General features: G+C 60.6%; 24 protein-coding genes and 1 tRNA gene. 14 read left to right on the top strand and 11 right to left on the bottom strand.

Features of this window, described 5'->3' with window-relative positions:
• From ACWGRX_RS25655 to ACWGRX_RS25690, 8 genes are all read left to right on the top strand, one after another.
• The coding region (locus ACWGRX_RS25655) for a hypothetical protein (RefSeq protein ID WP_452119855.1) at nt 1-214 on the top strand (214 nt) is incomplete at its 5' end.
• A gap of 733 nt (nt 215-947) precedes the next feature.
• The gene (locus tag ACWGRX_RS25660) at nt 948-1,286 is read left to right on the top strand and encodes a hypothetical protein (RefSeq protein WP_452119856.1); all 339 of its coding nucleotides are present in this window, start codon (nt 948-950) and stop codon (nt 1,284-1,286) included.
• Nucleotides 1,287-1,364: 78 nt separating this feature from the next.
• The gene (locus ACWGRX_RS25665; RefSeq protein ID WP_452119857.1) at nt 1,365-1,553 is read left to right on the top strand and encodes a hypothetical protein; all 189 of its coding nucleotides are present in this window, start codon (nt 1,365-1,367) and stop codon (nt 1,551-1,553) included.
• Between the two features lie 569 nt (nt 1,554-2,122).
• Nucleotides 2,123-5,491, top strand: a complete 3,369-nt coding sequence (locus tag ACWGRX_RS25670) for a TM0106 family RecB-like putative nuclease (protein WP_452119858.1) — start codon at nt 2,123-2,125, stop codon at nt 5,489-5,491.
• Between the two features lie 62 nt (nt 5,492-5,553).
• The gene (locus ACWGRX_RS25675; RefSeq protein WP_452119859.1) at nt 5,554-5,727 is read left to right on the top strand and encodes a hypothetical protein; all 174 of its coding nucleotides are present in this window, start codon (nt 5,554-5,556) and stop codon (nt 5,725-5,727) included.
• A 138-nt stretch (nt 5,728-5,865) separates the two neighbouring features.
• Nucleotides 5,866-7,302, top strand: coding sequence for a hypothetical protein (locus tag ACWGRX_RS25680; RefSeq protein WP_452119860.1), 1,437 nt, complete (start codon nt 5,866-5,868; stop codon nt 7,300-7,302).
• Nucleotides 7,299-9,650, top strand: coding sequence for a phospholipase D-like domain-containing protein (locus ACWGRX_RS25685; protein WP_452119861.1), 2,352 nt, complete (start codon nt 7,299-7,301; stop codon nt 9,648-9,650). The genes ACWGRX_RS25680 and ACWGRX_RS25685 overlap by 4 nt, the downstream gene beginning before the upstream one ends.
• A gap of 221 nt (nt 9,651-9,871) precedes the next feature.
• The gene (locus ACWGRX_RS25690; RefSeq protein WP_452119862.1) at nt 9,872-10,348 is read left to right on the top strand and encodes a hypothetical protein; all 477 of its coding nucleotides are present in this window, start codon (nt 9,872-9,874) and stop codon (nt 10,346-10,348) included.
• 384 nt (nt 10,349-10,732) lie between these two features.
• Here ACWGRX_RS25690 and ACWGRX_RS25695 read toward each other — a convergent pair whose 3' ends face one another.
• The 3 genes from ACWGRX_RS25695 to ACWGRX_RS25705 form a co-directional block, all read right to left on the bottom strand.
• Nucleotides 10,733-13,507, bottom strand: a complete 2,775-nt coding sequence (locus tag ACWGRX_RS25695; RefSeq protein WP_452119863.1) for a UvrD-helicase domain-containing protein — start codon at nt 13,505-13,507, stop codon at nt 10,733-10,735.
• Between the two features lie 417 nt (nt 13,508-13,924).
• Nucleotides 13,925-14,845: a DUF429 domain-containing protein gene (locus ACWGRX_RS25700; protein WP_452119864.1), complete on the bottom strand. Its 921-nt coding sequence runs from the start codon at nt 14,843-14,845 to the stop codon at nt 13,925-13,927.
• Nucleotides 14,846-14,874: 29 nt separating this feature from the next.
• Nucleotides 14,875-15,675, bottom strand: a complete 801-nt coding sequence (locus ACWGRX_RS25705) for a hypothetical protein (RefSeq protein WP_452119865.1) — start codon at nt 15,673-15,675, stop codon at nt 14,875-14,877.
• Between the two features lie 491 nt (nt 15,676-16,166).
• Between ACWGRX_RS25705 and ACWGRX_RS25710 the strand changes: the two genes are divergently transcribed.
• Nucleotides 16,167-16,322: a hypothetical protein gene (locus ACWGRX_RS25710; RefSeq protein ID WP_452119866.1), complete on the top strand. Its 156-nt coding sequence runs from the start codon at nt 16,167-16,169 to the stop codon at nt 16,320-16,322.
• Here ACWGRX_RS25710 and ACWGRX_RS25715 read toward each other — a convergent pair.
• Nucleotides 16,289-16,972 carry a hypothetical protein gene (locus tag ACWGRX_RS25715; protein ID WP_452119867.1) on the bottom strand — a complete coding sequence of 228 codons (684 nt, stop codon included), beginning with the start codon at nt 16,970-16,972 and terminating at the stop codon, nt 16,289-16,291. The two genes, ACWGRX_RS25710 and ACWGRX_RS25715, sit on opposite strands and share 34 nt — an antisense overlap.
• Before the next feature lie 417 nt (nt 16,973-17,389).
• Here ACWGRX_RS25715 and ACWGRX_RS25720 point away from each other — a divergent pair, with 417 nt between their 5' ends.
• The 3 genes from ACWGRX_RS25720 (at nt 17,390) to ACWGRX_RS25730 (ending at nt 20,355) form a co-directional block, all read left to right on the top strand.
• The gene (locus ACWGRX_RS25720; protein WP_452119868.1) at nt 17,390-18,559 is read left to right on the top strand and encodes a hypothetical protein; all 1,170 of its coding nucleotides are present in this window, start codon (nt 17,390-17,392) and stop codon (nt 18,557-18,559) included.
• 4 nt (nt 18,560-18,563) lie between these two features.
• A complete protein-coding gene (locus ACWGRX_RS25725; RefSeq protein ID WP_452119869.1) occupies nt 18,564-19,307 on the top strand; it encodes a S1 family peptidase in 744 nt (247 codons plus the stop codon).
• A gap of 616 nt (nt 19,308-19,923) precedes the next feature.
• The gene (locus ACWGRX_RS25730; RefSeq protein WP_452119870.1) at nt 19,924-20,355 is read left to right on the top strand and encodes a hypothetical protein; all 432 of its coding nucleotides are present in this window, start codon (nt 19,924-19,926) and stop codon (nt 20,353-20,355) included.
• A gap of 48 nt (nt 20,356-20,403) precedes the next feature.
• Here the strand turns inward: ACWGRX_RS25730 and ACWGRX_RS25735 are convergent, their stop codons facing one another.
• Both ACWGRX_RS25735 and ACWGRX_RS25740 read right to left on the bottom strand, forming a co-directional pair.
• The gene (locus ACWGRX_RS25735; protein ID WP_452119871.1) at nt 20,404-20,988 is read right to left on the bottom strand and encodes a hypothetical protein; all 585 of its coding nucleotides are present in this window, start codon (nt 20,986-20,988) and stop codon (nt 20,404-20,406) included.
• Between the two features lie 117 nt (nt 20,989-21,105).
• Complete coding sequence (locus ACWGRX_RS25740; protein WP_452119872.1) at nt 21,106-21,351, bottom strand: hypothetical protein; 246 nt, start codon at nt 21,349-21,351, stop codon at nt 21,106-21,108.
• Nucleotides 21,352-21,365: 14 nt separating this feature from the next.
• On the opposite strand from ACWGRX_RS25740, the gene ACWGRX_RS25745 reads away from it, so the two are divergent.
• Both ACWGRX_RS25745 and ACWGRX_RS25750 read left to right on the top strand, forming a co-directional pair.
• A complete protein-coding gene (locus tag ACWGRX_RS25745) occupies nt 21,366-21,671 on the top strand; it encodes a hypothetical protein (RefSeq protein WP_452119873.1) in 306 nt (101 codons plus the stop codon).
• Nucleotides 21,672-21,933: 262 nt separating this feature from the next.
• Complete coding sequence (locus ACWGRX_RS25750; RefSeq protein ID WP_452119874.1) at nt 21,934-22,731, top strand: hypothetical protein; 798 nt, start codon at nt 21,934-21,936, stop codon at nt 22,729-22,731.
• Between the two features lie 185 nt (nt 22,732-22,916).
• On the opposite strand, the gene ACWGRX_RS25755 is transcribed toward ACWGRX_RS25750, so the two are convergent.
• The 5 genes from ACWGRX_RS25755 to ACWGRX_RS25775 all read right to left on the bottom strand — a co-directional run bounded on the left by ACWGRX_RS25755 (nt 22,917) and on the right by ACWGRX_RS25775 (nt 25,803).
• Complete coding sequence (locus tag ACWGRX_RS25755; RefSeq protein WP_452119875.1) at nt 22,917-23,210, bottom strand: hypothetical protein; 294 nt, start codon at nt 23,208-23,210, stop codon at nt 22,917-22,919.
• A gap of 127 nt (nt 23,211-23,337) precedes the next feature.
• Nucleotides 23,338-24,540: a site-specific integrase gene (locus ACWGRX_RS25760; protein ID WP_452119876.1), complete on the bottom strand. Its 1,203-nt coding sequence runs from the start codon at nt 24,538-24,540 to the stop codon at nt 23,338-23,340.
• A 116-nt stretch (nt 24,541-24,656) separates the two neighbouring features.
• Nucleotides 24,657-24,733, bottom strand: a tRNA-Arg gene (locus tag ACWGRX_RS25765).
• A gap of 204 nt (nt 24,734-24,937) precedes the next feature.
• Complete coding sequence (locus ACWGRX_RS25770; RefSeq protein ID WP_452119877.1) at nt 24,938-25,303, bottom strand: c-type cytochrome; 366 nt, start codon at nt 25,301-25,303, stop codon at nt 24,938-24,940.
• Nucleotides 25,304-25,338: 35 nt separating this feature from the next.
• Nucleotides 25,339-25,803 (bottom strand): c-type cytochrome, encoded by a 465-nt coding sequence (locus tag ACWGRX_RS25775; RefSeq protein WP_452119878.1) that lies wholly within the window; start codon nt 25,801-25,803, stop codon nt 25,339-25,341.
• Between the last annotated feature and the right edge of the window lie 228 nt (nt 25,804-26,031).

The raw sequence follows: 26,031 nt of genomic DNA on the forward strand, positions 1-26,031 counted from the left end.
AAAGGGGTCAGCCTATCCAGTGGCCGACTTTTACGCCGCCCGCGCCGGCACAAACGCCGGCGCTCCACTGGATGGTTTTCTCACCGCCGTGCACAGCCGTCAGGAGCCGATGGATTGGTCGAGGCCAGACGAGGCCGACATCGCTTTCATCCGGTCCCTGCGACAGCGCGAAGAGGCTCGAACTTTCGTGACACCACCCCTCGTACTCTTGTGACACCCATCGAACTTTCGTGACACTCGCTGCCAGGTGAGCGTTGGGACCGGTGAATTCAGCCCCTCCAATCAGCGCCAGATGTGACCGAAATTGGCTGAAATTCCGGGTTTCGACCCGATGGGCGAGGCCTCGAACTTTCGTGACGCTCCCCGATCGAACTCTTGTGACGCCTTTGATCTTTCGTGACGCTTTCGAACTCTCGTGACACACGTCATCGGACTCTTGCGACGCCCAGGAGAGGTCGCTTCTGCGCCGGTAGACTCTACCGACGAATAACGTAGCTTCGGAGGTCAATTACGCTGCTTGCCCTTATTCATTCCGGGCGACCGCTTGCACGATCGCACCGCGATCTCGGCTCGCCCTCGCAAGAGGCTGGGAGGGAACGATGATTGGAGCGACGTTGGCGATCTGCGGAATGATTGCCTGCGGGGGTATCGGGGACACTCACCTCCCAGACCCCGCACTCCGCGTTCAATTCGACCGGCTCATCCCGCGAAGCATTCCAACGCCGCCTACACCCCCGAACCCATTTGGATCCAGGAATCGCGCTCCTCCCGTGAGCCCTCCCACGACCCCGCAGCAACTCATCGAGACAATCCAATCACCAGCAACGGTTATGCCCGGTGCTCCATCCATCCCAGGCATTCCAGGCGGCGCCTCCGTTCCTGGCCTGCCAAGCGGCCCATCCGTTCCTGGCCTCCCCAATGGCATTTCGTGCGCGCTGCCAAACTTGATGGAGCCGATCAATCAGATAAAGGATGTGATCGGCAGCGTAGAGAAGAATCTCCGGGAAGATCTGCGGCAGGCGAAGTCCGATATCGCTAATCTGGAGAAGAAATTATCCGATCTGCGACGGGACATCGTGGCGGATGTAAAGGATGCAGCAACCGGCCCGTTCTCGGCGATAGGCTCGGAGGTAGCGAAGGCCCTCAATAAGAAGATCAATGAGCTTCAGGCGAGTGTCATGGAGAAGGCCGCCCCATTCGCCATTGGTGCATTGCTGTTCGTCCTTCTACTGATCTCCCTGATCGTCGGATTGCCTGTGAGAGCCGTCATGCGCCGGGGCAGATGACGCGACAGCAGGTCAGGCCTCTTCCCCATTTCGCGCCGACGGACTCATGCTTGGGTTCGTGGAGCGTGGGAGGGGATGATGGATCTAGATGAGCTCATCGACGCCCGGCAGCGCGAAGTGTCTGGCATCACCGAGCTTGAATGGCGTCGGCACCGCCGCTGGAGACGTATCGCATCCACCTGGTCGCTGATCTGCCGAGAGACGCCGACTGGGATGATGATCCTGATGGGGGTATCCCTACTGCTCGCCTCCATGATCCCCTCGTGATGCCGATATAGTCGTCCAGGCCTCTTCCGGATTTCCCGCCGGTGAATGATGCTGAGCTTCTGCCCCCTGCCAAAACTCCAATCCCGGTTAACTCCGAGGGGGATTACTCGGAGAGGGGGTAATCGTCGTAGGCGACGCGGACCGTGAAACATTTTCGAGTGTTTCACGGCCGGGGACCCTGCGATTCAGACGAAATGCGGGGTTATTCGCGACCGCGCTTGGCGGCTGTTACCAAATTTTTGAAATCAGGATCAGCACCAGCAACCCCGTTTCCTGCAACGCCATACGACCCCACTGAAGCTACTGGCATGACGGGGAGCCTTATGCCACTTTCTCCCGACTCCGCCGACAGGCTGAAGATTCACGACCAAACGTTGAGTTGATCAGGAGACGAGGCGTTTGAGTGCTTTTTGAAGCGGTCTCTGCAAGTGCCTCATCTACGAATCGCCGTAAGGGCAGAATTCGCTGAGATAGATATAGAATGCGCTTTTAGTGGGTATTATTGGTAACTCCTTCGGTATTTTATTGATAGCTTTAGGGCGATGAGAAAAATCCACGAAGAGATTCACTTGAGCGCGACCGACCTAGTCGGTCATCTAAACTGCGGGCATTTAACCGCGCTCGACCTCAAGGTCACCGCTGGTGAACTTGAGAAGCCTGTCCATTGGGACCCACTTCTAGAGATCCTCCGCGAGCGGGGATTCAGGCACGAACAATCGTTTATCGATCATCTGAATTCAGCTGGCCTGAAAGCAGTGACGATCGAGGGCATCGAGATTGCGGATGCGAGCGTTTCCGCAACGATCGAGGCAATGAAGGCCGGTCACGATATCATTATCCAAGGTGCGCTGCGGCAGGGTCGGTGGTCGGGCCGCGCCGACATTCTGCGGCGTGTTGAGACACCAAGCATATTCGGTGAGTGGTCTTACGAGATCATCGATACCAAACTTGCCCGCGAGACCAAGAGCGGCACCGTTTTGCAGCTTTGCCTCTATTCAGAGCTGCTCCGCGACACACAGCAGGATCAGCCGGAATTCGCGCATGTGGTCGTGCCATGGACCGATCATGTGCCTCAATCATATCGCATCGCGGATTACGCGGCGTACTTTCGCAAGGCGAAGGCTGCGGTCGAGCGCGTGACTACGGGCTCGATGAATGCGGAGACCTATCCTGAGCCCATCGACCATTGCGATATCTGCCGTTGGTACAACAGCTGCGACAAGCGCCGCCGGGCTGATGACCACCTGTCATTTGTGGCCGGGATCTCACGCAACCAGATCACCGAGCTGCGCGAGAACGGCGTCAACACACTGGCAGCGCTTGCGGCTCTGCCAACACCAATCGGCTGGAAGCCTCAGCGCGGCGCAGTCCAGTCATATGAGAAGGTCAAAAGGCAGGCTCTGGTTCAAGCGCAGGCTCGGGAGAGCGGCGAGTTGCTGCATGAATTTCTGCCTGTTGTGCCGGGATTTGGGCTCTGCGCTCTGCCAGAACCGAATGCAGGGGATATTTTCTTCGATCTCGAAGGGGACCCCTTCGTCGGTGAACACGGATTGGAATATCTATTTGGCTTCCACTACCGGGATGAAGCCGGCGCTCCCGTTTATCAGGCCCATTGGTCATTCAGCCGGGCCGAAGAGAAAGCCGCGTTCGAGCGTTTTGTCGATTTCGTCACCGAGCGGAAAAAGGCCTACCCCGGACTCCATATCTACCACTACGCGCCATACGAACCTGCGGCGCTGAAACGCTTGATGGGTCGTTATGCGAGCAAGGAAGATGAGATTGACGCGCTCTTGCGTGGCCTTGTCTTCGTCGACCTCTACGGCGTCGTTCGAAACGCCGTGCGTGCGAGCGTCGAGAGTTATTCGATCAAGAGGCTCGAGGCATTCTACGATTATGAGCGCGCCGTCTCGTTGCAAGATGCCAATCTTGCGCTTGCCAGTTTGCAGGCAGGCTTGGAACTTGGTGACAGCGTTTCGATATCGGACGGCGATAAAGCTGCCGTGCAAGGTTACAATCAAGACGACTGCAAATCGACTGAGGCCCTTCGCAACTGGCTGGAGAAGCTCCGGGCCGACATTCAGGCGAGCGGGACCGACGTTCCTCGGCCTCTCCCCGGCCAGGATGCTGCGAGCGAGGAGCTTTCAGAGCGCCAAGAGCGGGTAAACCGGCTGGTTGCGGCTCTCAGCGAGGGCTTACCTGTTGATCCGGCGGAACGCTCGGAAGAGCAGCAGGCGCAATGGATTCTAGCCAACATCCTCGACTGGCATCGCCGGGAGGAGAAAGCGACCTGGTGGGAGTATTTTAGACTGAGCGAGCTCAGTGCCGAGGAATTGCTCGACGAAAGGCCAGCACTTTCCGGCCTGAACTTTATCGGCGTTGTCCCGACCACCGGTCGGGTACCAACGCATCGATATGCGTTCCCTCAGCAAGACACCGATATCCGTGCCGACAAGAAACTTCGCGCGGCTGGGGGAGATTCGATTGGCGAGGTCGTTGCGATCTCCACGGAAAACCGAACGATCGACATCAAGAAGACGACCAAGACCGCAGGCGATCATCCGACTGCCGTATTTGTTCACGAGATCATTCCCGCGAAGGAACAAGCCGAATGCCTCCTTCGCATCGGCGAGCATGTTTTGAACCATGGCATAGCGGGCGACGGTCCATACCTTGCGGCCCGAGACCTTCTTTTGCGCAGGCTGCCGCGGATTGGTGATGAGCGCGTTCAGAACGCAGGAGAAACTACGCTGGACGCAGCCATTCGTATTGCACGCCATCTGCAAGGGGGCGTCCTGCCGATCCAGGGTCCGCCGGGAACCGGAAAATCTCACACCGGAGCGCGGATGATCTGCACGTTCGTGCAGCAAGGCCTCAAGGTCGGAATTACAGCCAACAGTCACAAGGTTATTCGCAATCTGCTCGATAAGGTCATCGAAGCCTCTGTCGAGATGGGCCTGGACCTTCGTTGCGTCCAAAAGGCCAAAGAGAAGGAGGACGACCTCCCTCGGCTTGTTTTTGCAAAGGATAACGCGGGCGTCTTCGATGCCCTTTCATCGGGCCGATGCAAAGTAGCGGGGGCAACGGGCTTTCTGTGGGCAAGAGGCGAGGCTCAGGACGTGCTCGACGTCCTCGTTGTTGACGAAGCGGCGCAGATGTCGTTGGCAAACGTTCTCGCTGTCTCTCATGCAGCCAAACGCCTCGTCCTGTTGGGCGATCCGCAGCAACTCGATCAGCCGACACAGGGCACGCACCCGGATGGAACTGGCGTGTCGTCTCTTGAACATGTCCTCGGCGGAAAACAAACGATCGAACCTGATCGCGGGCTATTCCTCGCGGTGACCTGGCGCATGAATCCCCCGATCTGCGCCTTTGATTCCGAGCTGTTTTACGAAGGCAAGCTCCATCCTATCGGGGGCTGCGACAAGCAGGTGGTCTTGTCCGACGGGCCAGTCGAAGGCGCCGGGCTGCGCTATGTTAGTGTCCCGCATTCTGGGAATAAAAGTTACTCGATCGAAGAAGCGGGCGCCGTCGCTCAGATCGTCATGACGATTCTGAATAGCAATTCGCGCTGGATCGATCGAGACGGTACCGAGCGGCGGGTCACGATGGAGGATATCGTGATCATCACGCCATACAATGCGCAGGTGTTCGAGATCCAGCAACGCCTTCCCGGCGCCCGGGTTGGGACAGTCGATAAGTTTCAGGGACAGGAAGCGCCGATCGCGATCTACTCGATGGCGACTTCGAGCCACGCCGATGCACCGCGGGGCATGGAATTCCTTTACAGCGCGAACCGCTTCAACGTGGCCATTTCCCGAGCAAAGTGCCTCGCCATATTGGTCTCGTCGCCGGAGATTTTTGAGGCCGAGTGTAAAACACCCCGGCAGATGAAACTGGCGAACGCCTTCTGCCGCTATCTGGAACTCGCAGCGCCATAGCGTGTGCACGCTGGAATGGGCGCGCCGGCCACATTCCGATGGGGGCAGGGAGATCGGGGCTCTTGGTCATTCCAGAGTTCGACGAGCACCTTCGCCTGTGCCTCGATCTCGGCCTCGCGCAGCATCGGAACAGGCAGGTCGGCGTCGCCGAGCGCTACCAGTATGCCAACGTAATCGCGCAGGCCGAGCCGATGTATCATTTCGGACTGGGATATCCGGCCTGCCGCAACGAATAGCTGGCACACTCAGCGCCTCTAACTATTCTCGACCGAAATCGAATCGCGAGAACTCGAGATCACGAGAATGGGGGGCGAGTGAACGCTGAGCCCGAATGGACCGAGTTGGCCCCGAAGCGGGGATTGGATCCGCTGGGCATGCAGAACGCCAGCGTCGCCATTTACCAATCCCTGCTGCCCGGCATCAGCAACGTTACTCTGCGGATGCGATACTACGGTTTCTTCTGCTGGGTTAGCGATGCTTACGCGGAAACCGGGGCAACGACTGAGTACTCGGCCTGGCTGTCCTGGGTCAGGCGGTCTGAAGCGCTTTACGCCCTCGTCTCCGCACGCGCTGGGGGGCAAGGGGGGGTCGGCGGGATCGACTGGGCCGAAAAACGGCTTAGCCTGAATGAGGCCATCATCGACTTCAGCGACGCCGTTACCAGTGACGTCAATACCAGATACCTAACCCAGACGGTCTTCGCTGGTGCCTACTACTCGCAGATGGCCGAGATGGGGCTATTCCGCCTGGGTGACCACGGCATTCAACGTATCACCAAGGAGGCGGGCAGGGCCACCGCTGGCGCATTCCGCTCGGCGATCGGGCGGGCAGTCGAAGATCTCCTTCGCAAGTCCATCATGTCGGCTCGCGTCGCTCGAGATGACCTTGCCCAGCTAGCCGTGATCGTGCCTTCCGCAATCGAAGACCCTTCTCCGGAACGGGATGCCTACGAGGGACTGCTCTTTCCCTCCGATGAAACGACGGCCGGAGATGAGCGGCGGGCTGCTTCCCTGCGGCTCTTGCTGAAGACGGCACAATCGATCGGCGGCCGACCCAGCCCGGACGATTTCCGTTGGCACATGTTCTCCCCGCACGAACTCGGCAGCGAGGTGCTCGATAAACAGCGCTTGCGTTGGGAGATCTACCAGTGTCAGGACCTCTTTCAGATGGCCGCGGCTGGTTTGCTCTCCTGGTCCATCGATTTGATGAGGGATGCCGGGCGCCCCTTGGCTGAGATCAAAGAGGAAGTTCGTGACCGGTTGAGCCGGGCCAATCCGGACAAGGCGGGGCTTCCCTGGTCGAAACTTCGTGCCGACATCAACACGAGGGTCTTCGATTACCGTGGAAGCGCAAGGACGCTCACGCGGCGAAGCGGGACCACCGAGGACAAGGCCTGGGATGCCGTGCTCCTTGTCGCGGCCCTGGACCAGCGCTTGATCGATAGGCCGGATCTTCTCGATGCTTCCTTGCGAGAATTGAAGTTCCGTGGCTCCGGAAGGTCGATTCTGACAGAGCGGGCTTGGATCGGGCCAAGGTCGGAAGAGCAGACGGCCGATTTGATCGCGTCTTTCGTCGTCGAGCGTATCGTCGAGCGCCACACCTGGGTCGCGATCCAGAAGCTTCGTCGCCAGCACGACTATACGTTTCTGTTCGAAGTGCATGATGGGCGCTGGATTCGGCGCAAGAGTTACGAGCCTGTCGCCACGACGCCCCGCCTAATTCCAGCTGTGCAATTCCTCGTCGACGTAGGGCTCCTTGGCGAACAAGGAATAACGGCTCGTGGGCGGGCAGTCCTCGGGGCCATTGCATGAAATATTTCGAGCGCCTAGGACGCCGCGCGCAGCGATCGCGCGCGTTTCACACTGCGGTTTCGACCACGTTCTCGATCGAGTTTGCCGCCTACGAGCAAATCATGCTGCCACAGCTCATGGCGAGCGGGGCCTCGAACTGTCTCGTTATCGCTGACCCTCGCATGGCCTCGATGTCGCTGTCCGATGGTTCTCGACTCCCGGAGCAGCTCGGGCGCGATTACGAGCTATTTTCACCCCCCGTCGCTTCCGGCTTGTTCCACACTAAGATCGTCATCCAGATTGGCCGCCAGGCGGGGCGCCTGTTCGTCGGCTCGGCGAATATCACGGCCGCGGGGTTGGCTGGGAACGCCGAGGTCGTCGTCGAACTCGAGTGCCAAGATACGCCAAGTCCGGAGCGCGAAATCGTCCGATCGGCATGGAGCTACGTCTCAAGCCTCGTTCCCGCAGACCGGGCTCCGGCGCGGGAGGCGCTGAACTGGGCGATGGACCGGGCCCCATGGCTCGCGGGGGCCGCAGCCACCCCCCTGCAACACCTGGAGGACGGGACAGCCATCGCCTTCCTGGCCCGCTACAGTGGCGAAAGCATCGGCAGTCGGTTCATCGGGTTCGTCGGCGATGAGGTGATTGAGCGGTTGGTGGTCTCGAGTCCCTACTGGGACGGAAGCCTGTCTGCCATCGGGGCCCTGATCGAAAGGTTTCAGCCCGCCCAAGTGACAGTTCTGCTGGATGCCGAGGGGCACGAATTCCCAATGGATCAGCCGCGATCGGGGCTGATCGAATTCCTCCCCTATCCCGATGACCTGAAAGGTCGTTTCAAGCACGCGAAGTTCGTGGTCGCTTCCAGCGCAACGCACGACCACCTTCTAGTTGGAAGTGCAAACTGCACAACCGCGGCGCTCGGGCGCGGGGCCGAGCCGGGGATGAATGCGGAGGCGTGCATCTACCGGATGCTGCCTCGGGAGCGAGCGGTCCAGGTCTTGAATCTCGCCAAATGCCTCGAAGAGCCTCCAATTGATCTCTCCACTGCCAAGCAGCGGAAGCCGACGCCTCCCATCCCCTTGGCGGAGATTGAAGCCCGTCAGCCCGGTACCTTCGAGCTCGACGGGTATACACTCCTCTGGGCTCGGCCTGACGGGATCGGCGGAACGGGAGCAGTGCTGCTCTTGGACATGAGAGGATCGCAAATCGGAAGCGTCGCTTTCGAGATGAGCGGCGAGGCCGTACATCGGCGCTCATTCCGCCTCAACATCGAGGAGCCGGAGCGGGTCAGCTTCGCGATCGTGGAACAGAATGGAGTTCTGTCGAACCGCGCTCACGTCGCTCACGCCTCCCGTCTCCGGAAACAACGGCGGGAGATGGCAACGGGGGCCGTCGCAAAGGCGATCAATGCCTTTAACCTCGGCGACGATTTCGAGAGCTGGATGCATGGCGCTTTTGAGGAGCTCCTGCGGGCCGACTACAGTGATCGTCCGCTTCCCGCGAAAGCTACGCCCAAGGCGCAACCATCCGGCTCCGACGGGGGAAAGCGTGGGGACGCTTCCGTTCACTACCTTTCCTACGACGAATTCATGGAGACGCGATCCCCCGATACGCGGAATTCCGGGCGGGAAGAATCGACCCTGGCCGGATCCCATACCGATAGTATTCGCAGTTTTCTGAATTCGCTCATTGGCATCTCTCCCAACTCCCTTGGCAACGGGGACGATGATGACGAGAGTGGCGATGATGACGATCGTAACGACGAAGATGATCAGCAGAGCGACGAACCCGAACCGCCGCCGTCGAAGCCACTCCCGGTGCCAGATGAGCCCAAAAAGGTAGTCGTCATAGACGCGAAGGAGATCAGCAAGTCGGTCGACAAGTATGTCGACAAACTCATGAGCGGCGCGGAGCCGATAGGTTCAGGCGAGGTACTGAGGATTCGGTACTGGATGATGTTCCTCCTCTTTAAGGCTCGGCATCCCGGTCTGCCGGATGGGCTGGAGGCGAGTTCGGAGCGCAAGGGCTGGCCGAGGATGGCGCTCCGCGTCATTGCGGCCTTCTTCTCGGGAAAATCACCACCGATCACCCGGCTGATGGTCGCCAAGGAATACACCGAGATGCCGGTAGATTTCCTCGAATGCTGGACCACGGTTCTCTGGACCCTTGACGTAATCGAGGCTTCTCTCGGAAGCGCCCCTCGGCATCGCGTGTTCTTGGGTTACGTTCAAAAAGCTCGTGGGGAGGTGGTAAAGATTCTGGGCTTAAGCCCAAGCGAGTTGGCGACAGGGACAGTGCTGAATCTCCGCGCATCGTTGGATCAAACGCTCGGAGGGCGATTGGGGCTGGGCGCAAGGGCGGCCGCCTAACAGCGTATTTGAGAGAGATCCTCGCCCACGACAGGTAGAGCACGGAGGTCCGCGACTGCAAGTCCTAAGAAGTCTGTAGCGGTTAATCCGACGGAGAGGAAGGGAGGCTAGCCCGCAACCATCGGATTTTGGCCCGAAATCTTGTGACAAGGGCCCGCTAGCTCTGCTAGCTCTGCTAGCTCTGCGGGAAAGCGATCACAGAAATCGAAGCGGGAGAGTTCATGAGTAGGCGCAGGAAGAACGAGTCTGTCCTGTTGGACCCGGGAGCGGCGATCAATCGCGCCGCCGGGAAAGCCTTCAAGAAGTGGCTCAAGGGGCCCACGAAGGCTGAGCAGAAGAACCGGGACGACCTCGAACGCGTCAAGAACTATCTCGAGAGGCACGGGCTGAAGAGCAACCTCGCCAAAGGCATTCTCGAGGAGGCGAAGCGGTCTGGAGTTCGCCTCAATCAGATCGAGAAGCAGATCATCATTCCGCGGTACGTTCCAAGCCCGCCGGTCGAGGAGCGCCCCACGCAGAGGCCCAGGCTTCCTGTCGAAGTTCGTGATGATGAAACGTCCACCATCGAGGCATCCGGTCTAGAGTCTCGCGTGATCAGCAAGGCGCAGCGGAGAGCGAGCACTTCGATCTTCAGGCAGATCGGAACGGCCATTCTGCGAGGCATCCTGGGCAGTATGAGCGGCGGCCGTAAATTCTAGTTCAAGGCGGTTGGTTCGCCGTGAGCCGCGCCGGTCGGTTCGGTGCTAGTTCGTAAGGTGGACTACCTCGCCGAGCACGACGTCGAGGTCATTGCGATAATCAACCTGGGCGGCGGTGCGTATGGCGCTCGCCCACCGCGTCTTCAATGGGATCATGCGTCCGGAGGCAGCGCTGACTTACTCATGACAGCCCTTTCTGCTCGCCTACGGTCGGCGCCGCTCATCAGGCCGAGCGCATGCGCAATGCAACCTGTCGGTACCTGATCAATTACCGTCGCTGATTCTCGACGCGCCAGTTCAGTCCATTCACCTGCATATTGTGACCGCCGACCCCCATGGTGATCGACCCGAAGCGCACTGTCTGTCCCCACACCCTCGATCTACTCAAGGTTCCGATCTGACCTGGCGTCTCCTCCTAGGCTTGAAGGCGCAGGCCGGGAAGTTTGAGCAGGAGCGGAACTCCCCATACGGCCCGGTGCGCAACACCAGCACGCCCTGCTTGCAGGCGGGGCAGCTCTCCTCCCGGACGACTCTGCCATCGGTGCCGGTGATCGACACCGCCCCGTCTTCTACCAGTTCGCGCAGGAAATCGGAGCATTGCCCGCGGGCGGTGAACATCGCCACGCTCCTGCGCGCACGCGTCAAGGCCACGTAGAACAGACGACGCTCTTCACCCTGTGGGAAGTCATCTCCTTCGGGCATGGCCAACGTCAGCACGGGGTCGTCGGCGCGGGTGTTGGGGAAGCTTCGCCCGCGAAGAGCGCTGAGCATCTCGGGCAGGATGACGTAGTCCGCCTCGCTGCCCTTCGACCGGTGAATGGTCAGAAATGTAACCTCGACCCAGCGATCGATACGGGCCTTGCGGGCCGGTACGTATCGGCGATCGGCGTTGTAGCGGCCGAGCACGTAGACGGAGATCCTGCCGCTTCGACCCGGAGGTATGATCCCATCGCGAACGCCCTCGGCCAGTTTCACGATGAACAGTTCGATCGCGGCGGCCAGTTTGTCCATATGATCCACTTGAAAGGCTTGGAGCACCGGACCTTGCGCGGGGATGACCGACCGTACTCGCTTTGCGATCTGGGCGGGATTTTTGGAAACGAATGCGCTGGAGGCGTCGCACAAGGCTTGTGGGCAGCGGAAAGTCTGTTCCAGCTTCAGCTCCTGGCCATGGCCGAACGACTGCCGAAATCCGGTCATCACCGAAACGTCGGCGCCGGCGAAGCGATTGATCGACTGCCAGTCGTCGCCCACCGCGAACAGGAACCGGCCCGGTTTCCGGACCAATGCGCGGCACAACCGGGCACGGCCCTGCGAGGCGTCCTGGAATTCATCGACCATAACCAGCTCATACGGAGCCTCGTAACGGCCGCTTTCCAAGTGCCCTGCCGCCAGATTGAGCATGTCCTCGAAATCGATGCCGTCTTCGGCCGCCAAGGCGGCGTCCCACGCCTCCAGCAGGGGCGCCACGATGTCGAGGAACACCCGGTATCGGTGTTTGAAGTTGCCCTCGGGCATGCCGTCCAGTCGCTGGCGCATGATAGGAATCGTCAAACAATTGCTTTTGGCGTGGCTGATGAAGGTACGCACCAGCCCTGTCAGTTCAGCCGGCTCCATGGGCTTTCGACCGCCCTCCGGAATCTCCCGATCGGGATCGGGATCCAGCACGGCGCCGCGCGCGGTCAGCTCGGCTTCCAGTCGCGGGAAGTCATCGCCGTTGCGAAGACCATGCGAGGTGGTCTCGAACATCGAAGTGCCCATCTCAACGTGCTTTTGGCGTTTCCAACGAACCCCATCCAAATAACCTTCGAACTCGGCTGGCGGCAGGCCTTGGGCATCGAGCGCAAAGTGCTCGTGGTAGAGGTCCAGGACGGGGTAGTAGAAGTCCGGCTTGTATTGGCGATGGTCGGCGTCGGCCGTCTGGTGCCTGTAACTCTCTTCGTAGCGGTACTCGACCCCGTTATAGAAGAGCCAGTCGGCGATCATGGCCTCCTCCTGGCTCTTGACCACTTCGCCAGCGGCCGTGCGGATCCTGCCCTTGCCTTGGCCGTCCCAAACGTCCGCCTTGCCTAGCGCGCCCGGACGAGCAAGGTCCCTCGCGAAAACAAAGCGAAATAAATCCCAACGCTGCCGAAAGGCGGGCGACCTCTCCTTCAAATGCTCGACGATGTCGGTCAGCTTGCGGAAGCCGCTCACGCCATCGCTCGCCCAGTCCGGGACGGACGGTTTCCTTCCCGTTGCCTTGCCGATGATGCTCAGGCCCAAGGCATGGAAGGTGGAAGCCTCCACCATCACCTCCTCCATGCCCACGCGCTTGAAGGACTTCGCAGCACGCTCGGCGAGCTCTTCGGCGGCTTGCTTATTGAACGCCAGCATCACGATGCGCTCGGGATCCACGAACTCGCGGTGAATGGCGTAGACGGCCTTCGCCACCATGGTCGAGGTCTTGCCGGACCCGGCCGAAGCGACGAGTTGCACCCGGTTGTCGAAGCAAATGACGGCCTTGGCCTGTTCTTCGGTGAGGGGCTTGCTCTCGACCCGGTCGAGCAGATCCTTGCAGGCTTTCAGCTCGCTTTCGGTGTGTGCGGCGTTGAAGCTGGCCCAGGCGGGGCGAGGGTCGGCTTCCCATGCCGAGAGAGATTGCTCCAGCGCGTGGGCCTTCGGACCCAGGCGCATCGCTACTGCGGGCTCTTTCAGCCGATCCCGAATGGCCTCGGCATCCATCGTCGGGCGAGTGGAGATCACGGAGGCCTGGAGTTCATGGGTGAACCATCGGTGCCTTTGGGAACAGGCTTGTTCCTGGCTGGTCTTGTACTCCAGCCACCGGTCGATCATCCGATGCTGATCGTCGAGAAGCTCCAGTTCTTCACGAAGACGCTTCTCGATCAGAACGGCATTCAACGCCTGGGTCAGGGCTGCCCCCTCGGCGTTGGGTAACCCATCACCCTCCACCGCCCGCCCATGTTCGGAGTAAATGGTGATGCCCGTCCAAAGCATGCCGGGCTGGACGCGGTATGCCGTTTCTTCCTCGACGTTGACCCGATGCGTGCGGCCCGCCACCGTCAGAGTGAGTTCAGGGCCGTCCAGTCTCAAGCGCCAATCGGACGATCCCGTCAGTCGACGCCCCAGGAACGATGGCCTCCACTCGGTCACGGCCACGTCGGCTTCACCCCGAATTCCGGCGCGCCGCGTAATGCGAATTCAACCGGCTGCCGATCGATCATCATCGTTAGGTTTCACCCACGCCTCCGCCGAAGCCTGATGCCATAGGATTCTTGATTGGCAAATCGCGTTAGATCGCCACCCCGCACAGAGACTACATTGCAGGACGATCTCACAAATTCGGGCGGAGTAGGGATCGGGACTGCCCAGAGGAAAGGCCATCGATGTGCTGACGCCCAAAAACGCCTGCCGCGGGGAGAGGCAGGCTGATGTGTCAATTGCGGTGCGCTGAAGCGTCAATAAGGCAAACTATGGTTCCGCTCCCAGGAGCGCCTACAGTATGTCTTGACGTCAAGATAGTTTGAAACTGCTGCAAATTTATAAGAATCGGCGTTTCGGGTCTCGTTCGGGAGATCATCGACCCAGGATCCAGCCTTCCCATTGCCTCTTGGGAGCGAGCGGCTCGGTAGCCTCGGGCCTCCTACCATCGCAGACCTCAATCATCTTCAGGACACCGGCCAAGGCATCAAAGGCATCCTCCCCGGAGGACGCGTCTCCGAAGCCATCGCGAATGGCCTCTGTCCCCGCATCAGAGAACTCAATCCGGTGAGCCTTTCCCCATGCGAGAATGGCATCAGCCTTGAGTGCCCTGTCGGCTCGCCGTCGCTTGCTCTCGCCTGATCGGAAGCCAGCATTGAACATGCGGTAGGCCTCGGCTGGGTAAGTCTCAGCGAGCACAACCGTGGCCTTTACCGAAAGTTCGGCAAGAGGTCCGTCGAACGGCCAGAGGGCGGCCCCCCTCGCCATGGCAGGCCTGACGACTTCCCGCCATCCCGACAGGGCCGCACGTCCGACCTGATTGCCGCCGAGGGTCCAGAACAGGGAACATGCTGCCTGTCGCTCGCTCGTCCTGCGCTCGCAGACGCGCAACAGATCATCGAAGGATCGGACGCCGAGACCTTCGATGAGCGAGCCCCTTCGTACTCCCTTCTTTCCGACTTGCGGATAGAAGGGGCGTCGCAAGGAGACCTCGCCGGGCAAATGGGCGACATTGAAGAACTCCGCCCACTCACCATTCCCGAAGAGGGGCAGGACAGTTCGGAAGCTATCCAGTCCGGTCCGATCTCCGTAGGCGTTCGGGATGCCAATGGGAAAGTCGAATCCGACCAGTGTCGTCCCATCGCCCGTGGCGAATATTTCGTCGAGGAAGTGGGGGATCGGTCCCACCGGGCGAGGCCCCGAAACCACCCATACCCCGTGCTTGCGTCCGGCCTCGGCAAGCCACCGCTTGCGCGGTTCGACGCTCCAATCGGCATGGATCAAGCGGTCGAACATCGGGGGCAGGATCTCCTCGAACGGTGCCGCTACGCTGCGCCGCGTCGGACCAGCCCCGACCACTGAAGCATCTTCCCGCCGTCCATGTCGATGTAGCCCCTCATGTTCCGCCGATGCAGAGCGACGAGTTCGAGGCGGTCGCTTGAACGGCTTTCCATCCGATATGTATTCCCGTCCGCATCGGAAAGGATGCCGTCATCGGAAAGGTCGAGCCCATGCTGATCGAAGAAGGCCGCGTTATGGGCGACGATAGCGTCGAGGTTCGCGACTTCGCGCCTTTGCTGGTTCCCGACAAATAGGCCTAGGCCGAACACGACAGCATAGAGCCGAACCGCGAGGTTGGCCGCATCCATGACATCCGGATCCGATTTCGAGTTAGTAGGCGGTCGAACTCGCTCCGTCTTCTTTTCGCTGAAGAAATCTACGACCGATTGGACGATGCCGATCGAACGCACCAGTGATGCCTCGGCATTCGCGACCACGGCCATCGACGCGGATGCCGGGACGAGGCTGTATCCGGGAATCTTCGAAGGCGGGACGAAACCTGAAGCGATCATCGTGAGGAAAAAGATCGCCCACCCGAAATACATCGTGGAGAAGATCGACCCGCCCGTGAACCAAACGATCTTGCCAAGTTTCTCACTGGGATTGTCCGGTCGCTCGAGCAGAGACTTGCCGAGCTTATAGGTGAAATAAATCGGGGCGACCGCGACTATGACTGCAATGATCACCAATATGACGGGGCCGATGTTGTTCTTCGTACCTCGCCAGGCGCTGTGGCCTGCACTCCCTCCATAGCCCAAGAGGAACGACCTCTTGAGTGTATTCACGGTCCCCATCGCGCAGCCCCCGCCGACACATTCCAACAGGCATCATTCATGCCCGAGGTATTCTCCCGACGATCACCTTCTTGAGACGCTGCGTAAAGGGCTCGCCCTGCCGTTTCGCTGCTGCCTTCGCCCAGGCTAGGCAAAACAACCTGGACGCTGCCTGAAGATGGCAGTGGCAGCCTGGCGGAGTGGAGGGAGAAGTGCGTCCAGGGATGGTTGCGACCTGCCGCTGATCCCACGCTAGCCTTGGTCCGTCGCTTACGCCCGCCCGCGGCCACATCAATCCGCTTCAGGAAGTCGCCGCCGACATCCAAGCCGTCGCCGCTGGCGTCACCTCCCGGGAGCGCGTCGCCAACGAACTGGGCAACGAGGCCGTCGAGATCGACCTCGGGAACGCAAGGTCGAAGGCGCGGTCGGACAACCTCGGCTTCTCCGACTCGCTCTTCGATCCTCAAAATGCCGCAGCAGCCGCTCTGGCGGCCGTGCAGATCATGGCAGGCGATAACGATCCCAGCGACGTCGAGGCAGATGTTGCGGCTATCGAAGAGGCCGCTATCGCCGAGGAGATCGAGAAGCTGCCCAAGAATTCGGCCGCTCCAACTCCGAACGTCGATCAGGGTGTTGTCGAGCCGATGGAAGCCGCTTGAGCTGCCGCCGCCTTGGCCTGTTCCGAGGCGGCGTTCATGCTCTCCCAGGCCCGCGCGTTTTCCTCTTGGTCCTTCCGGCGACGCCCCTTCGCCTCCTCTGCTTCTTTTCTGAGGAAATCGACATATTCAACAGCCGGGGCGTACGACGGGAATCCGTATTTTTCCCGAAGAGCGACAGCTAGGTCCCACGCTTCAATGCCGCGTTCGCAGGCTTGTTCGAGGCACATGCGGGTCATTTCGTCCCCGCCATCGCCATACTCTCCGGCGTAGCCAACCGCCTTCTGGCTCGCGCCTACCCTGTTGGGAAAGCTGAGGACCTTCTCGACAAGCACGAGGTCCATAGACCGCCAACTCTCTTCGTCCGTGGGATAGGTAGGGGCGGCGGGTAAATCAGTTCTTGGACTTCCGACATTCCCTCCCGACGACTCGTAATTGACGATGTCTCCAACGATCTCCGAGCAGGTCTCAGAAAAGGCCTCTAAAGCAACCGCGACACGAACCGCCAAATAGGCCGCGCTGGCCTTCTTCTTCGAGCCAGAAGCTCGCCACTCTCGCAGCCAGGTCATGCCCTGTGTGACGACGGCAGCAGTCACGCCAGCGGTAGCAGCGAGCTTTAAGAGTTCGACCCATTCCAGGACCGGCTCAGTCATAGCACATGGTCGACATGCCGCCCCGTCCAGCGAAAGACTCGCAATCCCGACCGCTGCCGACTGGAGGCGGAGGGAGTATGAACTGGAGCCCCACGCCTATCGCGATGAGCACAGCCATTCCACCCAGCCTCATGAGAATGCCTTTCCAGTGGGGCCAGTAGTCCCAATCGCGAAACTCGATCAACTGACCCAGGGCAGTCAGGAACAAGTAGATCGCTCCGAGCCCGATCAAGCCCGAGATCAGCCAATTCGCATAACTGCCGACCCGGGTAAAAACGAGAAGGACACCTATCCCGATCGTCCACGCCGCGATGCGCACGCCCTTCTCGACGGATATCCGCACGTTGTCCCCCCACCCGATACGGGAGATTAGATTAGGGCCTTAGCGTTGGGGAGCAAGCATGATAGCCAATCACCATGACTCTCGAAGAATTCACCGCTCAGCTCAACGCTTCAACGTTTTGGAGGGAATTTACGTTCTCCCAAACCAAGTTTTCGCCCCGTCCCAAGGAGCAGGTTGAGCTTGCCGACGGCATCGTACGGATAGGCTCTACGGCCTATATTCTGCAACTTAAGGAGCGAACTGAGGAGACCGACAATCCTCAGACCGAGAAGAACTGGTTTCAGAGCAAGGTCGTTAAGAGGGCTACGAAGCAGATCAGGGATTCTCTCGGCTACCTGTCCGACAACGAGTCGATTCAGCTCACGAATGAGCAAGGCCACACGATCGAAACCCGTGGCTCCGAACTCACGGACATCACCAAGCTTGTCATTTTCCGAGGAGCGAAGGCGCTTCCGAACGAATGCCGATCCACGCAATTTCACATCAGCGAGACGGCGGGATTTATCCACATAGTCGAAATGCACGACTATCTTGGCATTCATGAATATCTCAGGCTCCCAGAGGAAATTCGGCGATATTTCGACTACCGCGAGACGGTATTACCGCGGCTTCGAGAAAGCGGAGTGACGGTGGAAGAGCCGGACATAATGGTCGGCTACCTTACGGAACTGGACGTTCCCAGTCCGAATTCTCGTCAGCGGCTGGGCGACCTAGTTCAGGACCTGGATGAAGTCGACCTCAGTTACTTAATGAGGAATCTGCTCGACCACATCCAGAATCCTGATGGAAACCACCGATATTACGAGATTCTTGTTCAGTTCGCCCGGTCTCCACGCACTGTGTGGCGGGCGTTCAAACAGCGGTTGGTTCTTTCGCTCGAGGCAACGAAATCCCGGCAGTCCTGCCGACCGTACCGCTTCACGTTTCCTGATCTCGACTGCACATTCATGATCGCGAGCCTCGAACCGAACTTTCCAGTCATTGGTTCAGAGGGAGAGCGCATTCGAGCCAACGGCTTGGAACTGTACACACGCGCAGCCAAGTACGACGCTAAAGCGACTCGAGGCGTTGGGCTCCTCGTATCGCAGCACGAGAAGGATGTGCACCTCGATTGGTGCCTGATCGACGAGCCGTGGAAAGCCGATCCCTATTACGAGAAATTCCTGACGGAGACGCAGATCTTCCGCCCTGTGAGCGAGAAGAAGGTCGACGGCTTCTTCTTTAGAAATCCTGGGTCTGCCTGACATCATGACCCAGATTGATCAATTCTCTCTCGTCACGGTTCCGATTGAGCTTCTCTTTGAAGGCCGGTGCATCGGGCATGCAACGAGCTTCATTTGGCATGAGATGGGTCGCCACTTCCTGGTGACGAACTGGCATGTCCTTTCCGGCATCGACTTCTTCACCCTCGGAAACGCGAGTTCTCACGGTGGGAGGCCGGACCACATCCGCGCCTATTTCGAGGCGGCACCCGGCATGTTCGGAAAACGTCAGTGGGAACTGCCGCTCTTCGATGACGAGCGTGTCCCGTATTGGTTGGTATACCCGCTCGGAAAGAGGGCTGACATAGCTGTCCTCCCGCTCCCGGAGCCCGAGCTGCCGATGTCGATGTACCCGCTCAATGTTCTCGCCAGCGACGATCTGCGGGTCGAGATTGGGATGGACGTCTATATTCTCGGGTATCCCTTTGCCATCGAGCCACCGGCACTGCCTGTTTGGAAACGAGGGAGCATCGCGTCTGAGCCTGAACTCATCAGGATGACGACGAATTACATGCTGGTGGATTCCGCATCACGGCCCGGAATGTCCGGCTCGCCGGTAATTCGTCGAGACTGGGGTAATGGAGCCACCAAGTCGCTGACCAAATTTATCGGCATCTATTCGGGCCGGAAGAGGGTTGAGCCAGACGAAGCGCAGATCGGCCTCGTCTGGGACGCCTCCCTGATCCGCGACATCATCGCGGGAAATACGAGGGACACGCGTCAAACCTAGCTGCCAACCGGCCCCTCGTTTGTTGCAGAAGTCTCCTTGACGCTCGGTCTCACATCCACTTGTGAGGCCAGCCAGTGCCGCCGCGCACCCCGACAGATCAGCACCCGACGATGCGGACCCGCGCTCTATCGCGCAGGCCGGTCTCGGTTGGCCGATCAGGTGTCTGTCGGTGCTGACGCTCCAGAGATCGATTGTGAGCGCAACGGCGCCATCGCCGAGGTATTCATCGACGAGATCGTTGGCGAACTCGCTGTGTCGCAGCCTTTCCTTCGTGACAGGTTGATGTTTCATTTCCGCGGCTTACTGGGCTCGCGGTCGCGACGTCAACGCCGACGCCGACCTCGGCGCTTCTCTCGGCTTATCCTCTCCATCTCCATGAGCTTTTCCCACCCTTCGCGGAACTTCTCAGGATCGGTCCCCTTGTAGCCTGGTGCGACGTCCATCGGCGCGGGGACGCAGGTCTTGTATGGGGTAGAGGGCATCTTATCCCGGCTCAAGCCAGTGGTATCCGACGGCGAGAGACCGTGCTGAATCTCTGCCGCGATCACCTCGGCCTTCCCACCGCGCCCCGGGCCGGTTCGACTCCAATCCAAGCGCCTCGACATCCGCCCCTCCGTTGGGTCAGGGGAGGATACAGGAGCGACAAAAAGATGGCGACGCACCCTCGTTTGTTGCGGCGACCCGCCGGGCGGGCGTCAACGACAACGTCGCCTTCGTTCTTTCCGGGACGACGCTCCCCATCCTCGGCATCGAGCGCGGTCTGCACGGCGACCTCGACTTCGGCGGTCCCCGGGGCCGCCCGAAGCAGTACCGGCGCCTCGGGCCGAAGGTCACCTCCGCGCACACACACACACCCCTGATCGTCGACGGCGTCTATGTCGCTGGGGTCTCGGCCAGTCTGGACCAAGGACACAACCGCGGGCCGACTACGTGGGCGCACGCGCACGTGATCCTCTACGACAATGGCAAGCGCTGCCTGCTCACGATGACCGCCGATGGCCGGTGGCGTGCGGGTATGTCTGTCGAGGAGTACCGGCTGGCAGCTTGAACCAAGCTTCCGGGAAGGAGAAGGCTGGGGCGACGAACCCCGGCCTCTTCACGTCGTTTTCCAGAGCTGCTCGAAGACCGCAGCCTGTGCCTCCAACTCGACCTCCCTTGGCATCGGGATTGGCAGTCCCTCATCGCCCAGTGCGACCAGAAGTTCGGCGTAGTCACGCAGGCCCAGCCGGTGGATCGCCTCCGACCTCGACATCCGCCCCTTCGAGAACGCCTCAAGATCGCCGCGCATCCTCCGGGCGACCAGTCGCTTGGCATCGCGCCAGATGCGCCTCCGGAAATCGACGTCGCGCAGACAAGGGAGATCGGCCGACAACGTGATCGGTGTCGAGTTGCGCATCCACGCCGCCCGCTTGTCGCGCTGGGTGATCCGACGCCGGGTAGCCGCCGCTCCCTTCTCAAGAGCCTCGATCCAATAGACCGCGGGTTTCGTGGATCGCTCCTCTGCGGACCAGGCGACATACCCCGCAAGCGCCCGGTCGACGGCGCCTGGGTTCGCCGCGAGGTGCCGGGCAATGATCCGGGCCATCACTAGCTTGGCTTCGGAATTGACTGCTTCGGCGTCAGGTTGCATCGGGATCGTCCTCTTCGGGGTGACCTTCCCGGAGATCTCGACGACCGGCAAGCGAAACCGGTTCTGTCAAAAAAAGCACCCAGTTTCGGATTTTGGGTGCTTTTTTGGACAGAGCCGACAACCAAGATTGTACCCACTTCGCGAATTTGGGTACAATTCGTGCTGAAGTCAGCCGAGGAGATTGCCGCCTACGGCCAGGACGGCGAAGGTAATGACGGCCTTGATGGCCTCACCCCACTGCCGCCCGCGATTGGCCGCATAGAGCCTGATCGGCAGCCAAGCCACCACGATCGCGATCATCGAGAGGTGCTGAGCTGGCCTGCGGGCATATGCCGGGCGATCGATGAAAGGCCTGCGGAAATCCCAGATGACGCAGGCGATGCCGGTGAGCAGGTAGGCGATCAGGTAGATCAAGTCGGCGATCTCAGGTGACGATGCACGCCACCTTATCTGTCGCGACGTCAGGCTGCCAACTGCTCGTCAACCACCGCCTCGACGGCTCGGTTGATGGCCTAGGCGCGCTGCATGATCGGCCCGTATCCGATGTCGATTTCCATGCCTGCTTCGCGCAGATCGGCAACAGCCTGCTCGAGGCGGCCGCGGAGCTGGGAGCGTCGGTGCGCCCGGAGAGTTTCGAGGACCTCCTCGGTTGGCACCCGGCCCCGCTCAGCACGATACTGCCTGACCATCGTCGTCGACCGGCCGACAATCCGGCCGACCTCCGAAGCCGATAGTCCCAGCCAGTTGGTTAGGCCTCGAAATTCCCTCGTCTTAAGATCCATCTGCCCCTCCATCACTTGCGTATAGAGTGTGAGCAGAAATATCCGTCGGCTCAATCAGGTCATATTCAAGAGAAATCTGAAAATTATTTTCGGATGCTCACGCCTTATGCTGTAAACTTGTTTTCCAGATGTCGCCTGTCGGCGGCTTTTGCGTATGCAATGTTTGCAAGCATCGTTCCCCGTCGACGCACTATGCGTCGGGAGGGACAGCATCATGTTGAGAGCAATCATCGCAGCCGCAATGGCAGCCATCCGTTCGATGGCCCGTTGGTGCTCAAAGACCGGCACCTGGATTCAGGAGCGCGTGGTCGAGCCGGGCGTTGAGTATTTCCACCAAGCCGTGGCCGGGGCGAGCCAGGCAGTGACTGGCCTCGTGCCGGACGTCATCAAAGGTGCATTCCGGCTCCCCGGACAAGTCCTGCGTGGAACCGGAGCACTCGTCGAAGGCGGCGGGAAGCTGACTGGGGCAACGCTGTCTGCGGTTGCCTCGGTCCCTGCGGCGGTCGCGGCTGGCCTGGCAGGCGGCCGAGGCGGAATGCCCGCGCCGGCGCCGCAGAGCGCTCGCCAAGCCGAGGCTACTCAGGAACTCGCCGAAGTTATGGAAGGTCTCGAAGCCCGTCGCGGGGCCAGAGAGATGCTGCGCTCGATGCGCAAACATTCACCCGTCTCCCTCGAAGCCGATCTGGTGCACCGCTACGCGGCGGCCGACACGTACGAGCGCGACGCCATCCCTCTCGATGAGCTGCCGCCGCACCTCGCTGATTGGCTCGAGACGCTCGACGAGAAGCATCTCCAGTACCTCGCGCAGTCGGTGGATATGTGCGAGCAGGCGGTATCCGGACGTAGAACCGGCCTCGTCGGTATGCCGCTGCCGGTCCGCCCTACGTCGACCGCCGACGTCCGTCCCGTCGAAACCATCGGGACCATCGGCCAGATCGTCGGGGACCCCGTCGCCCTGAACGCCCGCATCGCCGCAGCGAAGGGCATCAGGACTGACCGTCGTCCTAACTGAGCGTAGGTCATCCACTGGAACGACGAAGGCCCCGGACGTGACCCGGGGCCTATCTTATTGGGTGGCTTCTGCCTGCGCTCGCTCTCGGTACCGAGGGAGCAGCGCGTCCGCGATGTCGGGGTCCTCGTGCACAATGTCGCCATGCGCTGCGACCATCAACTCCCACGCACGCATCTCGATGTCGCTCACGCGGAGAGCTGCCGGATCATCGCGTTGCGCTGGGCAAGTAGGGTGCGCAGGCGAGCGACCTCGTCCTTCAGATCGTCGTTCTCAGCTTCGACTTCAGCGAGCTGACGGACGGCCGAGGTGGCGACCCGGGCCATGGCAGCGGCGTCGCCCCGAGCCGATGCCAGCTCAGAGGACCAGGCGTCGAGAGCGCGTTGGTCGCGACGGTCGGCGGCGAGCTGGGCGGCAGAGGTCACCATGTTCGCCATGCCATACGCGATGCCGTAGGCAGCAGTTTCGGGGTGGATGGCCATGGTCGTGTCCTCCTCGGCGGTTCGAGGAGAGACATGAGCCCGCGGCGACTCCCCGTCAAGCGATCGACGGTCGACAAGCCGCGGGAATCCTTAATGAGCTCAATGAGATCCGAGGAGCGGAGGCAGCTTAGGCTGCCTCATCCTTCGCCACCTCGGGCCTGGTATCTCTTGGAGGGAGTGCCGCCAGCTTGTCGGCGAGATGCGCCTTCCGCAGATTGATGTATCTGCGCAGGGATTTGGGATCGCGATGGCCTGTCTGGGCCATGACCTCGCTGTCGGACCAGCCCGCTTCGATGAGTCGGCTGGCAAGCTCATGACGGGTGTCATGAAAGTTAAAATGCTCCACACCTGCTCGCGTCCGTGCTCGGTCGAAGGCTCCATCGAGAGCGTTCTCTGTGATCGGGAAGACCTTAGGTTCGTCCTCGGTGCGCGGCAAAGCTTCAAGGATTTCGATGGCACGCGGGGATAGGCCGACCGCAACGTTCAGAATCTTGTCAGGACTCCTGGAGTTCTTAACGGCACGGAGCGTGATCGTTCGCTGTTTGAGGTCAATGTCCCGCCACTCGATACGAAGCAGCGAACCCCTGCGCGCACCGATTTCAAAAGCAGACTCAACGATGGGAGCAAGCCACGGGTTGCGAGCCGCCCGACACTCTTCGAGGAGGCGCTCGATCTCGTGAGGCTCCAGTCTGACGTCGCGCTCGTCATTTACCGTGGGCCGCTTCACGTCGGTGGCATTGACCGGGTTGACCACCAGTCCCAGCCGCCGCCGTGAATGATCGATGGCGCTCTTGAGGTGCATCAGCTCCTTCTTGACCGTGCCAGGCTTGATCGTCGACGGCGGCTTCGGGGGAGCCTTCGGCTTCGCGGCGTTCGCTCTCGCCGTGCCGTCCTTGCGCAGCTTAGGCGTGAACTCGACCACCTTGTACTGCCCTCGGCCGCCGGGCTTGCCGCGCTGCGCGGTCTCCGTCAGGCGCCGGTCTCGATACTCCATGAAATGCTCTGGCTGGAGATGAGCCATTGCGTGAGCGCAGAGGTCGGGTTCGTCCCTGATGAACCGCTCGAATCGAGCGCGCTCGGCATCCCTAGAAGCTTGACCAGGGCGCTTGTCGGTTACCTCGAGCATGTACCGCTCGAGCACCTGCTTCAGGGTTTCTTTCTCCGACGGGGTACGGTCAACGAAGATTCCCCGGTCCATCGAATTTTCGACATCCCTGGCCCAGATCTCCGCTTCCTTCTTCGTGCGAAGCGTCTTGGATTTGGTCGGCCATCCCTTGCGCCTAACCTGCACATGCCACTGTGCCGGACCCTTCTCGCGAATCGTCGCCATTTACTCGCTCACCCCCAGCACGAAACCAACTGTGCCAAAATTGTGCCAGCAATTCGCGAGCGCCTTCAAGCCCCTCTCGGGACTTTGGCTAGACGATTGATTTATCAAGGAAATTTTGGCGCGCCCGACACGATTCGAACGTGTGACCTTTGCCTTCGGAGGGCAACGCTCTATCCAGCTGAGCTACGGGCGCAATCCGTGGAAGGTGGATAACCGATCCCGGCTGCTTCGGCAACGAGGGATTTTGCGATTGAGCAGAGCCCGAAGCGGCAAAGGTCACGCGTTCGAATCGTGTCGGGCGCGCCATGGTTGTGGCGCGCCATTGTCGGCTTCTGCACTGGGCTTGCCGTAGGCCCAAGGGCGTTCGTTCGGACGCCGCCGTCGCTTCCGAAGCACCTCAGCGCGCTCTGAGGCTTAGAATATAGGCGACGACATCGTCAATCTCGTCCCTGGTGAGCTGGTAGCGAGGCATGTTGCCATGCGGCGTCTGCAGGAAGATGCGCAGCGAAAGCGCTGTCTGAGACGTCATGTCGGCGATCGCGCCAAAGCCGGGCGGCATTCGGCCGGGATCGCGACCGGCGCCGTCGATCTGATGGCACTGGATGCAAAGCAAAGTTGCGACCTCCCGGCCTGCGCGCGCATCGCCGACGCCCTGCGCCCGACCGGCCTCTGCCGCGAGTAGGGTGCCCCCGAGAGCAAGCAGCCCCAGCGCGCGGCGAAACGCCATGGCTCGCTTCTGCCGTCTGATCGCGATCGCTGTCATCGTCGCCATGCTCCTGGTTGGAGAACGCCCTTGCGTCAGAGCGTCGGTTTCCATTGGCGCGACACGCGCCTGATGTAAGCCACGAGCCCGTCCGTTTCGTTTTCGATCAGGTTGAATTCCGGCATACCGGGATGGCGGACGACTGTGCCATCGATCAGGACAGGCGCCGGATTGCCTCCCGGATAGCGCTCGGCGATTAGCGGAAAGGGTGGCGCGTTCGGATTGGCGCTGGCACCGCTCGCTTCGATCGCGTGGCAGCCGCCGCAATGCCGCTGCGCCACGCTCTTGCCGATCGCGACGCTCTCGGCGTTGTCAGGCCGCTGCGCATCGGCCGGCATGGCATGTCCGGGCTGCATCGTGACGGCACAGATGCAGGTCGCAGACCAAGCGATCATCAGGAGGCGGAACGATACTATCGGAACCGCCAGACGCGGCGCTGCGAAAATGGAGCACTTGCGTGCGGCGAAATTACACCAGCCTGAGGTGTCGCGTTTTGCCATGAGCGCTGCCGGTTGCGAGGTCGATCTCGACTTCTATGCGCCCGCTGCCGAACCACCGCCTTGATCAAGGTCAAGGCAATGGCGGAGGGCCTGCGAAACTGAGGGTTAGGTCGCGAGGCCGCTCGTCTGCCGCTGTGCACGGCGGTGAGAAAACCATCCAGTGAAGCGCCGGCGCTTGTGCGGGCGCGGGCGGTGTAAAAGTCGTCCACTGGATAGGCTGGCCCCTTT

The sequence above is a fragment of the Allobosea sp. NPDC055594 genome (assembly GCF_053618995.1).